This window comes from Acinetobacter sp. Swhac1, from assembly GCF_013390985.1.
Lineage (GTDB): Bacteria > Pseudomonadota > Gammaproteobacteria > Pseudomonadales > Moraxellaceae > Acinetobacter > Acinetobacter towneri.
In genome coordinates, this window is the sequence record NZ_JACASN010000004.1 from 64,945 (window position 1) to 80,174 (window position 15,230).

Consider the following 15,230-nt stretch of genomic DNA (forward strand, 5'->3'; position numbering starts at 1 on the left):
ATGGCAACTCAAAAAGAATATATTCAAGAAAATGAAGGTATGAACCAAATCACATTAAGCCGTGCTTATGATGGCTTGAATCAGATTGGTATGCGCGAACCAACAGTGCAAGATTTACTTTCTGCTGAACTGCAAGCAAAGGGCAAGTCTGATGCCGAGCAGGAAATCACGATGTTCGCAAATCTGTGTGAAATTACACCGGACTTTATTAAATGTTTGGGTTTAAAGGACTATAAACGGATCCAAGAGTCATACCGACTTTTTACCGAATAAGTGCAAATGACATTCGCCAGTATGTACTTGCACTATCCTCTTTTTCATCATGGCCACTGTCTGAAATTGAGAAATTACCCATTTCGAGATTGATTTGGTGGTGTGATGGACTCCCTAGAGAAACCGCTTAAATGCGGTTTTTCTTTGCATAAGTGAATAATGAATAAAATGCATTAAAAATAACAAAATGGCACATTGGTTTAAGTGTGTCCGATGCAATGTCAAATAAAAAATTGAATGCAATTATCACCATTGGTGGTGAAGTTGCAGGGTCTTTAAAGTCAGCAATTGGCAGTACTACGTCTCAACTTGGCAAAATTGGCTCTGAAATTAATCGAGTTAAAAAAAATCAGGCCATGCTGGGTGAGTCAATCCGCACCTTTGGCAGTATGGGTAAAAACGTTGATAACTTACGTGCACGTTATTCCGCTGTTACGGATGAATTAAACAGATTGACGACGGCACAGCAGAAGCTCAATAAAATTGAACATGCGCGTTTAAAAAATCAAGAAAAAGCAACAGAGTTAAAAGGCCAAATTGGTTCTACAGTGGCACAAGCCGTGGCGGTTGGTGCATCACTTTATACCGCCGTATCTGCATCATCAGAATTTAATTACAACATGCAGATGATTGGCAATACTGCAAATATGTCTAATGAACAGATCAAGGCCATGAAAAATGAAATCATGGAAACATCGAAGTTTTTAGGCGCTACAGTTCAGGATGTTCAGACTTCGCAGGGCTTTTTGATTGCAGCGGGTATGAGTGAGGATGTTGCAACTAAAATGCTGAGACCAGTTGGTATGGCTGCTGTTGCAGCAGGTGCAGCAATTGAGGATGTGTCAAAAGCAGCCTTCACTTTGAACGACACACTTGGAGTCGCACCAAGTGCAATGAAGGACAACTTAGGTATTTTGGTGCAGGCTGGTAAAGAGGGTAACTTTGAGTTTAAGGCGATGGCTCAATATCTTCCAACTCTTGGTGCATCGTTTAAAGCACTAAAAATGGAAGGCAGTGAAGCAGCCGCCACCATGGGTGCGGCATTGCAAATTGCTCGTAAAGGTGCGGGCGATGAATCTGAAGCAGCAAACAACATGAAAAACTTCATGGCAAAAATTTTGTCACCTGACACGCTAAAAAAAGCAAATAAATTTGGCGTTGATCTATATGCAAACATCACAGCAGCTCAAAAAAATGGCGAAAATCCATTTGAAGTTGCCATGCGTGATGTTATGAAAATTACCAAAGGGGGTGACCAAAAACTACTTGGAGAACTCTTTGGTGATATGCAAGTTCAAAATTTTGTACGTCCAATGATTCAGAATTGGGAGGAGTACGAGCGAGTTAAGGCTTCTGCATTGGCAGCTGGCGGTGATGTAATTGATGCAGACTTTGCAAAAATGGGTGCTACAACTAAATCAGGTGTGGGCGGTATGGTTGCTGCCTTGGGTCGCTTGAAAATAGCATTCGGAGACTCACTTGAGCCAGTAGTAAACAAACTTGCAAATACACTTACACCAGTCATAGATGGTTTTTCAGATTTTGTCAGCAATAATCCGAAATTGGTCGGTAGTATTGTGATGGCAGTTGCAGCACTGACGGCATTTAAAGTGGGATTTTTAGCCGTGCGTTTGGCAATGGTTGCTGTGAAGTCGCCTATTTTTGGGGTTATGGGTGCTTTCACACGTATGCAAACAGGCTTGATGCTGTCGCAGGTTTCTTTTGCTAAATTTATTCCAATTATTAAACAAGTCGGTTTTGCGCTTATGCGTACGCCGTGGGGTATCGTTGCAGCAGCTGCAATTGCAGCAGGTGTGCTGATTTATAAATATTGGGATCGAATCAAAGCCTTTTTCAGTGGTTTTTGGACGGGTTTAAAACAAGGTCTTGAACCGGTGATTACTTCATTTACCGATTTGTATAAGTCGATGTCATGGCTAGAGCCAGTCATTCAAATGATTGGTAATGGAATCGGCATTGTGTATGACTGGTTTATGAAGCTGATTTCACCAACCAAAGCTACAGAAGAGCAATTAAAAACAGCAACAAGTGCGGGTGAATCATTTGGTCGTATTGTGGGGGCAGCAATTAATTTTATTCTGGCTCCAATTCAGGTTTTAGTTAATGCATTAACTTGGATTCATACCAACATTGGTGGAATCATCGGTAAAGTCGCGGATCTGGCAAATAAAGCACCGACTATAGGTGGATTCTTTGGCGCTGTAAAAAGCTCTCTAGGTTTTGGTGGTGGTTCTAAAAACGCTCCGACGTCACAGCCAAGAGCATCAGTTCCTTATCGCACAGGACCAGCACCACAAATTCGAGGTGCAAGTGGTACCAAGCCATCTGTGACACAGCATTTTAATCAACCAATTACAGTTCATGCTGCGCCTGGTCAAAATCCAAATGAAATTGCTAATTTGGTCATGCAAAAAATGAATAGAGCGAATGGTGTAGCTCAACGCGGTTCAATGTTAGATGCGGGGTATGCACAATAATGGACGGTCAAATTTTTGGTACATTCCTCTCAATGATGAAGTTGGGAACATTTAGGTTTTGTATTTATACAGCTGCATATCAAGAACTGAATCGAACCACAAATTATAAGTGGGGAGAACAAGCGGTTTTTGGCGGTTGGGATAACTTACAGTATTTAGGACCGGGTGAAGATGCAATTTCATTAACAGGCGTAGTTTACCCTGAGTTTAAAGGTGGTACTGGGCAAATTGACGACCTCAGGGCATTGGCTGCAACAGGGCAACCTCAATTACTTGTGAGTGGTACAGGTAAAATTTTAGGTTATTGGGTGATTGGCAGCATCACAGAAGGTCAGACTAAGTTCGCAGCTTTTGGTGTACCGCGTCGCCAAGAGTTTACCGTGAATCTGCGCAAATATTCTGATAGTGCAGGACGCTTAGGTTTATTCGATACAATAATGAATGCAGTAGGTATCTAATATGGCTCAATATTCAACGAAAGATGGAGATACCCTTGATGAAATTGCATACCGTTATTACGGTAGTACCGATAATCAAGTGGTAGAGAATATTATTGATGCAAATTTTGGCATTACAGACTATCCACCAATTTTACCTGCAGGTGTTTTGATTGAACTGCCTGAAGCAAAACAATCAATTGAAAAGCAGAAGGTGAAATTATGGGATTAAAGCCGTGCTTCTCTGTCATTGCGAATGAACAAGACATTACAGGCATCATTTCAGATTTATACGAATATATCTCTATTACTGATGGTACAGGTTATGAATCAGATACTTGTGAAATATCTTTAATTGATGATCCCATTCGTCCTATTGAATTACCTAAAAAAGGTGCTGAGTTAAGAATCTCTATGGGGTATGACTTAGCAATGGTGGATATGGGGCTTTTTATTGTTAGTGAAGTTTCGTTATCTGGACCGCCTGAAAAAATGATTATTCGTGGTCGTGCGGTACCACAACTTACAAGCAAAAATGGAATTACTTCATTAGCATCTCAAAAAACAAGATCATGGCCAAAGAATACAAGTGTGTCAGCAGTTGTGTCTAAAATTGCTAAAGAACATGGTTTGGATCCATTTGTAAGCAATACAGTTGCACAAATCAAACTACCTCATTTTGATCAGTCAGATGAATCAGACTTAAACTTTTTATTACGTATTGCTAAGCGGTACGATGTGATTTGCAAGCCTGCAGGTGGAAAATTATTATTTGTTAAACGTGGTGAGATTGATTTACCTAATTTGATTTTAGCTAAAGAACAAGTAAGCGATTGGGAAATGACCTCGAGCACAAGTGATAGTGCAGGCACAGTCATCGCGTATTGGCACGATAAAAAAGGTGCAAAGAAAAAAGAAGTAAAAGTTGGAGATGGAGAGCCTGTAAAAAGATTACGACATAGTTATCAAGATGAGAAGAGTGCATATGCAGCTGCTCAGGCATCACTTGACCAGTCACGCCGTGGTGAAGAAAAGTTAGGTTTAAATATACCTGGTAATCCATCAATTTCTGCAGAGATGCCAATAACACTTTTGGAATTTAGAGAGGGCATTGCTGGTGATTGGGTTGTTGAGCAATGCACGCATAGTATTGATAAAGAAGTTGGCTTTAAAACGACTGTTTCATGTGTCAAAACACTCGAAGATAAGACAAAAAACGAATCAAATGATGCGGAATAAATGCTCAAAAAACTTTCGGGGAATAGGTCAATAAGTTACTGATTTTATTAGGGCTAGTTTATGGGTTTTAGCATGTATTTAGGGGAGGTGAAAAGCATATTTATATTTTTAAATCATAATATTGCAATTGTTTGACCTTAATATTGACATCGTAGAGGTCTCCAGTTCGAGTCTGGATATGCCTACCAATACATTAAAATTATATGTTGTTACATAACTTCATATAAGTAATAAAGCTCTGAATTATAACGATTTAGGGCTTTTTTATTGCTTTTCTTAAAGATACATAAATTCGCTTATAGTTTAAAAATATGTACACAGTGGTATACACATGTAAGTTTTCGGCTTATTTTGCACTAATTGGTTTTTATTTTGCACTAGAGCTTTGAAGCCTCTTTCCACATTTCATTTGTGCACTGATTCGTGAGCGAGAACATGGCACCATTAAGCATTTAACGGTTATGCTAGTCACGGTTTTTGAAATTATGCTGGCAAAGGTTTTATCGATGAGCCTTGTGGTGCTTTTAGCAGCTTTTTTAGGCTTAAAAGTAGTGGTGCAGGGGGCATTACAGGTACCCATAGAAGGAAGTTTGCTGTTATTTTTCTTTGGAGCCTTGCTGACCTTATTTGCAACAACCTCAATGGGTATATATATGGCAACCGTGTCTAAATCGATGCCGCAATTCGGTTTGCTGATGATGCTTATTCTGATTCCCTTGCAAATGTTGTCTGGGGCAAGTACACCACGAGAAAGCATGCCAGAAATTATTCAAAATATCATGTTGATTGCAACGACAATGCATTTTGTAACATTGGCGCAAGCAATTTTATACCGAAATGCAGGATTGGATGTGGTCTGGCCTTCCTTTCTATGGTTAATCGCAATTGCAATAACATTTTTCTATGTATCTTGGAAACGTTTTAAAAATACCATTCATACAATGGCTTAATGTAATAGATTGAGTTTGATCGCTGAAGCACAAATTTTGACTGGGGCGTATTAAGAGTTACACCGCGCATAATTTTTGCTAATATGTATGAAAATTGTTCAATAAAAGTAAATGACATGAAACACATTCTTGTGCCAGTTTTGGTGGTGTTGGTCGTTTTATTAGGTTATCTCGTTTACTTGGAAGAGGAAACGCGAAAGCAGGCAGAACTGAACCGAGTTTTGACTGAATCTGCAAATTTATCGCTAGAAAAAACAGAAGCGGCTACACCACAGATTTTGCAAGTCACAGAATAAGCGTAGAAATTTCTAACATAATGTGTGGTAATTGCTTTATTCATCACACTTTTGTGTGCTTCACTTTATCGTAAAATTTTATCTTTAATTCAAAAAACTAGAATTTTTAAAAAATCCCTATGGTATAATTTGCCAATTGAAACTGCTTCATCACAACTCAAAGGCATTACTTTTGAGAGTGACTGAAGTAAAAAAAAGATGAACAAAGCTGCATAAAATTTATGCGGCTTTTTTATTTAGCATTCCGAATTTTTGATTTTGATAAAATCAAATGCTTGATTGTGAATTAAGTTTATCTTTTTCATGTAATTTTACATGCTCATTGGGCAAATCCATTGCCGCAACTGACACAGGCTTTTAAGTGCTGACTTAAAATTGCGTCATGCTGCAAATTCAGTTTATTTACAGGGGCTAGGTCATGACGACTCCTAATCCATCCTCAGCGGGAATGCTTGAGCGCTTATTCAAATTAAGCGAAAACAAGACCACATTCCGTACCGAGATTTTGGCGGGTGTAACCACATTCTTAACCATGTGTTACATCATTATTGTCAATCCGATGATTTTATCTGAAACAGGAATGGATCATGGAGCTGTCTTTGTCGCCACCTGCTTAGCCGCAGCAATTGGCTGCCTAGTGATGGGGATTGTTGCTAACTACCCAATCGCACTGGCACCGGGCATGGGGCTAAATGCTTATTTCACTTACTCGGTGTGTTTAGGCATGGGTGTGCCTTGGCAAACGGCTTTGGCTGCAGTTTTTGTATCAGGGATTATTTTCATTGCCATTAGCATGTTTAAAATCCGTGAAGCCATTGTTAATGCCATTCCCATGTCATTAAAATTAGCCATAGGCGGTGGTATTGGTTTATTCCTTGCTTTAATCGCGCTTAAAAATGCTGGTGTTATTGTCGATAATCCTGCGACTTTGGTGGGCTTAGGTGACTTAAAACAACCCACTGTACTTTTAGCGCTATTGGGGTTTTTAATGGTGGTGGTGATGCATCACTTTAAAGTGCGTGGTGCAATTATCATCAGTATTTTGGTGCTAACTGCGATTTCAACAGCTTTAGGTCTAAGCGAATTTAAAGGAGTGGTTGGTGAAATTCCATCTATTGCACCTACTTTTATGCAAATGGACTTTGAAGGTCTATTTACAGCAAGTTTAATTGGTGTAATTTTCGTATTTTTCTTGGTCGATTTATTTGACTCTACAGGCACTTTAGTGGGTGTTTCACACCGCGCAGGCTTGTTACAAGATGGCAAATTACCTCGTTTGAAAAAAGCGCTTTTTGCCGACTCTTCTGCCATTGTAGCAGGTGCGGCATTGGGTACATCTTCAACAACGCCGTATATTGAATCATCTGCAGGTGTTGCAGCGGGTGGTCGTACTGGTTTAACCGCAGTGATTGTTGGCTTGTTGTTTATTGCCTGTTTATTTCTGGCGCCGCTCGCGCAATCGGTACCTGGTTTTGCAACAGCACCTGCCTTGTTATTTGTGGGTGTATTGATGATTCAGGGCATTGTGCATATTGATTGGGATGACATTACCGAAGCAGTACCTGCCTTCTTAACCCTCGTGTTCATGCCATTTACCTATTCTATTGCCGATGGCATCGCCATGGGCTTTATTAGCTATGCGCTGATTAAACTACTCACAGGCAAAGCGAAATCTGTACCTTATATGGTTTGGATTATTGCTGCACTTTGGGCATTAAAATTTGCCATGTTTGGCGGTTAATATTTTAAACGGAAAAGGGGTGTAAACTCAGTTTGCCCCCTTTTTTCTTTCTTAAAATCTCCCATTCAATAGCAAAAAGGACAGAACATGAATCAACTTGAGCTAATCCGAGCATTACCTAAAGCAGAACTGCATGTGCATATTGAAGGTACTTTTGAACCAGAATTGATGTTTGCTATTGCGCAGCGCAACCAAATTGACATCCCTTATCAGTCTGTAGAAGAAGTCAAACAAGCCTATAATTTTCATAACTTGCAGTCTTTTTTAGATATTTATTATGCAGGCGCACAAGTGTTGGTGCATGAGCAAGATTTTTACGATTTGGCTTGGGCGTATTTTGAAAAATGTGCTGAAGACCGTGTGGTACATACCGAAATGTTTTTTGACCCGCAAACCCATACCGAGCGTGGTGTGGCATTTGCAACCGTGATTAATGGCTTACAACGTGCTTGCGAAGATGCACAAACAAAATTAGGCATCAGTTCACATTTAATTATGTGTTTCTTGCGTCATTTAAGTGAAGATGCTGCATTTGTTACGCTAGAAGAGGCTTTACCTTATAAAGACCAAATTATTGCAGTAGGTTTGGATTCAAGCGAAGTCGGGCATCCACCTTCAAAGTTTGAGCGCGTCTTTGCCAAAGCGCGTGAAGCAGGCTTTTTGGTCGTTGCTCATGCGGGCGAAGAAGGCCCTGCTGAATATGTCTGGGAAGCATTAGATTTACTGAAAGTAAACCGTGTTGATCATGGTGTGCGTTCTGAAGAAGACCCTGTGTTAATGCAGCGTTTAATTGCAGAAAAAATGCCACTCACGGTCTGCCCATTGAGTAATTTAAAGCTATGTGTGGTGGATGATATGGCGCAGCACAATATTCGTCGTTTGTTGCAGCAGGGTGTTAAAGTAACCGTCAATTCAGATGACCCAGCTTATTTTGGTGGCTATATGAATGATAACTTTGTTGCAATTAGCCAAGCTTTAGATTTAAGCAATGCTGAATTAAAACAATTGGCGATTAACTCTTTTGAAGCATCATTTATTTCGGTTGAAGAAAAGCAAAAAAGGATTGATCAAATTCAGACATTGCAGGGAAGCATCCACTGAACACACCTTAAACACTTGTCTTCTAAGCCTAAATTTAATCCTCACTTAAATACCAAAGTGAGGATTTAAATATATGTCTACAAATAACCAGACAGCTATTATTTCTCATGCGAAAAACGAAGACCATACCCTGCTGAATTTAAATAGCTAATTGTTCAGGCTCGTAAAGCAGTGAACGTTTCAATTGCTTCAGTCGCTTTGCAACATGGATAGAATGCAAATCTTATATATTAATGTAACGTTCAATTGATGCTAAGCCAGAAAATGATCGCTCCCATTACTTGATAAACCTGCATTTATTAGCAAACCTTGCTCTGCATGATTAAATTCTTGTTCTATATGTTTCAACGGCATTCTAAATTTGCCCCCCTTTGATCTTGTTTTAAGTTTCAATTTGGGGCTGAACCCCACTATGACCTTAAGCCTAAGCAGATGAATGTAGAAATTGCAAAAAGATATTCCTTCGCTAAATAAGTTTAGGCACAATAGCGACATTGTTTCATCTAAACGACTTGAATATTAAATACAGGAAATATCCATGAAAAAACTACTCGCTGTATTTGCACCTATCGCTTTGGCTTTATCTGCATGTACCACAACAACAGGTACTACCACAGGAACGACAACTGCACCGACAGCAACTCAACAATTGGGTATGGCGGCGATTAAAATTGCCATCAACGCAAAATGTGTCACTGAACTGAATAACATTCCTGCATGGCACACTGCGACACGTATGATGACAACAACGCAAAAGCAAAATGTTCAAGCTGAAATTTGTGGCTGTGTTAGCGAAAAAGCACCACAAAACGTGACAGCAGTAGATTTAGCCACTGCAGCAATTGACCCTGCTGCACGTGCAACCATTGTGAGCAATGCAGTATCTCGAACCATTAATGCATGTGTGGCAGAAGCAGTAAAATAAGTTTAGTGAATCTGAATAATTAAAAAGGCGGCGTGATGACGCGCATCGTGAGTTAGGCTGAATATTTCAGCCTATTTTTTCTGGAAATAATGATGAAAATTGCAGGTGTAGATGAAGCAGGGCGTGGGCCTTTAGTGGGTTCTGTTGTCGCTGCGGCAGTGATTTTAGATCCGAATAACCTGATTGAAGGTTTAAATGATTCTAAAAAGTTGACTGAAAAAAAACGTGAAAAGTTGTTTGTTGAAATTCAGGAAAAAGCTTTGGCTTGGGCAATTGCAGAAGCCTCTGCAGCCGAAATTGATGAACTGAATATTTTGCAAGCATCGTTATTGGCAATGCGTCGAGCGGTAGAAGCCTTGTCTATTCAACCTGAGCATGTCTTGGTCGATGGCAATAAAATTCCGCAAGGTTTAGCAATGTCGTGTGATGCAGTTATTGGGGGCGATGCATTACATGCAGAGATTTCGGCAGCCAGTATTTTAGCCAAAGTGGCGCGTGATCGTGAAATGGTGTTGCTTGACCAAGCATTTCCGCAATTTGGTTTTGCTCAACACAAAGGGTACCCAACCAAAGCCCATTTTGAAGCAATTGCGCAGCATGGCGTAATTGCGGCACATCGACGAAGTTTTGCACCTGTGCGTAAGGCTTTGGAATTGATGGAAAAATAATATTAACTTAAAAGTAAATCTATTGCTGAGTTGTAGATAAAACATCCTGTATATAATTAGAATCAGCGAGCAACTTAGAAATCGGGAAAGTTTTAAAAAAGCATTCAGCAAAAAAATTAAAGCGGCAAATGAGCCGCTTTATATTCAATTAACTTCATCGTTTAACGTCAAAGTCATTATGCGAGTAGTTATCTTCTTCAAATGAAGGTTGATAATCTTGATCTAAGTGTTGTAAATGCTCATGCATGGCACGCTCGTGTTGAATACGTTGATAGATTTCTTCACGATGTACTGATACTTCTTTTGGCGCATTTACCCCAATACGAACCTGGTTACCTTTGACACCCAGCACAGTCACGCTGACTTGGTCCCCAATCATTAATGTTTCTCCGACACGTCGGGTGAGAATCAGCATGTTTATCTCCTTGCAAAATGCTAAACCTGCATTGATTTTTAAAGCAATTTAAAAAGTCACAACCAAATAAAAAACCAGTAAATTTTAACGGAACGTATCATTATTTATTTTATAAGATACAGCGCTGTCAAAATTTATGAAAGCATGTTGCTCAATATAACAGAGCCACTATAAAAAAAACTATAGTGGCTCTAATTTTTTGTACTTTTTCGCAAAATTTGTCAGACAATTACATCTTCTGACAGGGAGTCATTAAGCGCGTGCGCTAGACTCACCGCTTTCACGATCTAGGCCAAATACAGTGTGTAAACTACGAACTGCAAGCTCTAGGTAATTTTCTTCAATGATCACTGAAATTTTAATTTCAGAGGTAGAAATCATGAGAATGTTAATGCCTTCATCAGCAAGGGCAGTAAACATTTTGCTTGCAACGCCCGCATGTGAACGCATACCTACACCTACGATAGATACTTTGACAATGTCACTACGTGTCGCGACTTCACGCGCACCAATTTCTTTTGCAGTAGCTTCAAGAATTGATTTTGCTTTGGCAAGTTCACCGCGGTTTACGGTAAAGGTAAAGTCAGTAGTACCATCTTCTTCTACGTTTTGGATGATCATGTCGACTTCAACATTGGCAGCGCCAATAGGTGATAAGATTTTAGATGCAATACCAGGCTCGTCAGGCACACCTAAAATAGTTAATTTTGCTTCGTCACGGTTAAACGCGATACCTGAGATGATAGGTTGTTCCATGTTGTCTTCCAATTCAGTAGTAATGAGTGTGCCGACATTTTGTTTAAAATCTTCGTCGAATGCGCCATCATCGTCATTATCAAAACTTGATAATACACGTAAAGGAACTTGGTATTTACCTGCAAATTCAACCGCACGAATTTGCAATACTTTAGAACCTAAAGATGCCATTTCTAGCATTTCTTCAAAAGAAATACGATCTACTTTTTTAGCTTTTGGTGCGACGCGTGGGTCTGTGGTGTAAACCCCATCTACGTCAGTATAAATTTGACACTCATCAGCTTTCAATGCAGCAGCAAGTGCAACGCCAGAAGTATCAGAACCACCACGACCTAAAGTAGTGGTATTTCCTTCAGCATCAAAACCTTGGAAACCAGCAACCACAATTACACGGCCTGCGTCTAGGTTTTCAGTCAATACATCGGTATTGATTGATTCAATACGTGCTTTGGTAAATGCGCTGTCAGTTTGAATACCAACTTGGCGACCTGTTAGTGATTTTGCCTCAACACCAATAGAATTCAGCGCCATCGCTAACATCGAAATCGTCACCTGTTCGCCTGTAGACACCATTTGGTCTAATTCACGCGGATCAGGGGTTTCGGTAATGGCTTTCGCGAGAGCGAGTAGGCGATTGGTTTCGCCACTCATGGCAGAAACGACAACCACTACTTTGTGGCCATGATCATGCCAGCGCTTCACACGACGAGCAACATTTAAAATGCGCTCGGGAGTACCCATTGAGGTACCGCCATATTTTTGAACGATTAGTGCCATAGTTGTTCCATATAAGCCATGACCCTGAATTACCGGTGCAGGGTCAGTTACACAAAAAGTGAGATTATTTTGCCGCAAGCCAAGCAGTTAAACCTGCCATCACCGATGCAAAGTTCTCGTTAAGTGGCGCGCCACCTTGTGCTAAATCAGGTTTACCACCACCTTTACCACCTAGTTCTGTCGCCAAGTGTTTGATGATGTCTCCTGCTTTAATCGTAGCAGTAAAGTCTGGTGCAACAGAAGCGATTAAGCTGACTTTATCGCCTTCTACACCTGCAAGTACAATCACTGCTTGGTCGAGTTTGGATTTTACACCGTCATGTAAGTTACGCAGTGATTTTGCATCCATATTCTGTACAGTCGTAATGAGCGTAGTACGCCCAGCAAGTTCTTGTACTTGACTTAAAAATTCATTTGCTTGGAAGTGCGCTAATTTTTGATTGAGCTGTTCAATCTGCTTTTGAAGGCTAGAAGCAGTATCGACCAAACTGGTGACTTTTTCTAAAGTCTGGTCTTTTTGTGCTTTCAACAAGGCATTAATACTGTTGATATCACGTTCAGTTTTTTGAACGGCTTCAACAGCTTTGCTGCCTGTAATTGCTTCAATACGACGTACACCAGCTGCAACACCACCTTCAGAAATGATTTTGAATAAGCCAATATCACCTGTACGTTTTACGTGAATACCACCACACAATTCAATGGAGAAGTTTTTATCTTCAATAATAGAACCCATAGAAAGTACGCGAACTTCATCGCCATACTTTTCACCAAACAGCATCATTGCGCCTTTGGCTTTCGCTGCTTCAATATCCAGTAATTCAGTAGAAACTGCGGTATTAGCAATAACTTCTGCATTCACTAAACGCTCGATTTCTTGTAATTGTTCAAATGACACAGGTTGATCATTGGCAAAGTCAAAACGTAAAATGTCAGAAGCAACCAAAGAACCTTTTTGCTGTACGTGTGCGCCTAAAACTTGACGTAGGGCAGCGTGTAATAGGTGTGTTGCAGAGTGATTGCGCGCAGTTGCTTCGCGGATGTCTGCTTTTACAATGGCTTCGACGGTTTGCGTCGCTTTTAGGCTGCCCATGGTGACAATACCTTGATGTACAAAGGCACCACCAGATTTTTTGGTGTCTTGAACTTCAAAAATCCCTGTTTCGTTTTTGAAGATACCTGTATCGCCAATTTGACCACCGCTTTCTGCATAGAAAGGAGTTTGATTGAGTACGATTAAAGCTTCATCACCTTCAACGACTTCATCAACTTGCTCACCATCCTTATAGATGGCGATGATTTGACCTTCGCCTGCAGTCGCATCGTAACCATCGAATTGGGTGTCACCCTCAACTTTCACAATTGAGTTGTAGTCAACCGCAAACTTACCTGCATCACGTGCGCGTTGGCGTTGTGCTGCCATTTCAACTTCAAAGCCTGCTTCGTCAATGGTCAATTCACGTTCACGTGCGATGTCTGCTGTTAAGTCAGTCGGGAAGCCGTAAGTGTCATATAGTTTAAATACTACTTCGCCTGGAATTACGGAACCTTTCAGTTGTGCCAATTCACCTTCAAGCAATTTCAAACCTTGCTCAAGCGTTTTGGCAAACTGTTCTTCTTCTTTCAGTAATGCTGCCTCAATACGTGCTTGTTGTGCTGCAAGTTCAGGATAGGCATCACCCATGACTTCAATGAGTGGCTTCAACATTTTATGGAAGAATGAACCTGTTGCGCCAAGCTTGTTGCCGTGACGTACTGCACGACGAATAATACGACGCAATACATAACCACGACCTTCATTCGATGGATTCACGCCATCGGCAATTAGGAAGCAGCAAGAACGAGCGTGGTCAGCAACTACTTTGAGTGAAGCAGGGTAGTCTACAGGCTTGCCAGTTTGCTGTGCAGTTACTTCAAGAGCAGTCGTGTCTAAACCAATAATCTGTGCTGCATTTTTGAGTAAGTGCTGGAACAGGTCAATTTCGTAGTTTGAATTCACATGTTGCAATACTGCAGAAATACGCTCCAAGCCCATACCTGTATCTACAGAAGGTGCTGGAAGCGGGTGTAATACACCATCTGCAGTGCGGTTGAACTGCATGAATACGTTGTTCCAAATTTCAATGAAACGGTCGCCATCTTCTTCAGGTGTGCCTGGTAAGCCACCCCAGATATGATCGCCATGATCATAGAAAATTTCAGAACACGGACCGCAAGGACCTGTATCACCCATTGCCCAGAAGTTGTCTGAAGCATATTGGCCGCCTTTGTTATCGCCAATACGGATAATACGAGAAGCATCTAAACCAATTTCTTTGTTCCAGATGTCAAATGCTTCATCATCGGTGTGGTAAACCGTGGCATATAAACGGTCTTTTGGTAGCGCTAACCATTGTTCACTGGTTAAAAATTCCCAAGCAAATTTAATTGCATCACGTTTGAAATAATCACCAAACGAGAAGTTACCTAACATTTCAAAGAAAGTATGGTGACGTGCGGTATAACCCACATTGTCTAAATCGTTATGTTTACCGCCTGCACGCACACATTTTTGTGACGATACAGCACGTACATAATCACGTTTTTCTAACCCAAGGAAACAGTCTTTAAACTGGTTCATACCTGCATTGGTAAATAACAGGGTTGGGTCATTGGCGGGTACTAGAGAACTCGATGCGACACGTGTATGCCCTTGCGATTCAAAGTAACGCAAAAATGCTTCACGAATTTCAGCTGATGTCATAAAACGAGTACTCACAACCAAGTCACTCCATAAATTCCGATTTGGCTAAACGCAAGACAGTCTGACAAAAATAATTCTTTTGCTGTCATGCAGGCTTAAAATTTTAAAAACGCCAAATTATAACGGAAAAAGCCATTATCACCAATCATTTTAGTGTGAATAGATGACAATTCTGACGCAAACTTGGTTGCGATTACGCAGAATAAATCTTTGCAATAGAAGATGATGAACATTTACATTCAAAATAAGCGTTTACTGTAGGTCACGGAGTATGCCGAACTGCCATAAAGTAGAATACAAAATTTAAGAAAACGTAAATGTAAGCTAGAAAGTCAAAGCTGATATTTTTGATTTGCCGAATTAAACAACAAATTGCGTGAAAATTCGCAGAATTGATCTGATTTTTTTCAG

13 protein-coding genes and 1 pseudogene are annotated in these 15,230 nt (G+C 40.4%); 11 read left to right on the plus strand and 3 right to left on the minus strand.

Annotated features, from left to right (window positions below):
• From HX743_RS03055 to rnhB, 11 genes and pseudogenes are all read left to right on the plus strand, one after another.
• A complete protein-coding gene (locus HX743_RS03055; protein ID WP_178318477.1) occupies positions 1-273 on the plus strand; it encodes a phage tail assembly protein in 273 nt (90 codons plus the stop codon).
• Positions 274-491: 218 nt separating this feature from the next.
• The gene (locus HX743_RS03060; RefSeq protein WP_178318478.1) at positions 492-2,771 is read left to right on the plus strand and encodes a phage tail tape measure protein; all 2,280 of its coding nucleotides are present in this window, start codon (positions 492-494) and stop codon (positions 2,769-2,771) included.
• Entirely contained in the window at positions 2,771-3,229 is a 459-nt protein-coding gene (locus HX743_RS03065; RefSeq protein ID WP_178318479.1) for a phage tail protein, read from the plus strand. Before HX743_RS03060 ends, HX743_RS03065 begins: the two co-directional genes overlap by 1 nt.
• A 1-nt stretch (position 3,230) precedes the next feature.
• Positions 3,231-3,440 (plus strand): tail protein X, encoded by a 210-nt coding sequence (locus HX743_RS03070; RefSeq protein WP_178318480.1) that lies wholly within the window; start codon positions 3,231-3,233, stop codon positions 3,438-3,440.
• On the plus strand, positions 3,431-4,447 hold the full coding sequence (locus HX743_RS03075) for a phage late control D family protein (protein WP_178318481.1): 1,017 nt from the start codon (positions 3,431-3,433) through the stop codon (positions 4,445-4,447). The genes HX743_RS03070 and HX743_RS03075 overlap by 10 nt, the downstream gene beginning before the upstream one ends.
• A 413-nt stretch (positions 4,448-4,860) precedes the next feature.
• Positions 4,861-5,397: pseudogene (locus HX743_RS03080) on the plus strand (ABC transporter permease); the annotation flags it as partial.
• A 116-nt stretch (positions 5,398-5,513) separates the two neighbouring features.
• A complete protein-coding gene (locus HX743_RS03085) occupies positions 5,514-5,693 on the plus strand; it encodes a hypothetical protein (RefSeq protein WP_004971601.1) in 180 nt (59 codons plus the stop codon).
• A gap of 418 nt (positions 5,694-6,111) precedes the next feature.
• On the plus strand, positions 6,112-7,434 hold the full coding sequence (locus tag HX743_RS03090; RefSeq protein ID WP_178318482.1) for an NCS2 family permease: 1,323 nt from the start codon (positions 6,112-6,114) through the stop codon (positions 7,432-7,434).
• Positions 7,435-7,521: 87 nt separating this feature from the next.
• On the plus strand, positions 7,522-8,535 hold the full coding sequence (locus HX743_RS03095; protein ID WP_178318483.1) for an adenosine deaminase: 1,014 nt from the start codon (positions 7,522-7,524) through the stop codon (positions 8,533-8,535).
• Between the two features lie 538 nt (positions 8,536-9,073).
• Entirely contained in the window at positions 9,074-9,460 is a 387-nt protein-coding gene (locus tag HX743_RS03100) for a hypothetical protein (RefSeq protein WP_104851785.1), read from the plus strand.
• Between the two features lie 92 nt (positions 9,461-9,552).
• Positions 9,553-10,128 carry a ribonuclease HII gene (gene rnhB / locus HX743_RS03105; RefSeq protein WP_178318528.1) on the plus strand — a complete coding sequence of 192 codons (576 nt, stop codon included), beginning with the start codon at positions 9,553-9,555 and terminating at the stop codon, positions 10,126-10,128.
• Positions 10,129-10,282: 154 nt separating this feature from the next.
• Here the strand turns inward: rnhB and csrA are convergent, their stop codons facing one another.
• The 3 genes from csrA to alaS all read right to left on the minus strand — a co-directional run bounded on the left by csrA (position 10,283) and on the right by alaS (position 14,834).
• Positions 10,283-10,543, minus strand: a complete 261-nt coding sequence (gene csrA / locus HX743_RS03110) for a carbon storage regulator CsrA (protein ID WP_019837628.1) — start codon at positions 10,541-10,543, stop codon at positions 10,283-10,285.
• Between the two features lie 252 nt (positions 10,544-10,795).
• Complete coding sequence (locus tag HX743_RS03115; protein WP_178318484.1) at positions 10,796-12,076, minus strand: aspartate kinase; 1,281 nt, start codon at positions 12,074-12,076, stop codon at positions 10,796-10,798.
• 64 nt (positions 12,077-12,140) lie between these two features.
• Positions 12,141-14,834: an alanine--tRNA ligase gene (alaS, locus tag HX743_RS03120; protein WP_178318485.1), complete on the minus strand. Its 2,694-nt coding sequence runs from the start codon at positions 14,832-14,834 to the stop codon at positions 12,141-12,143.
• Positions 14,835-15,230: the final 396 nt, after the last annotated feature.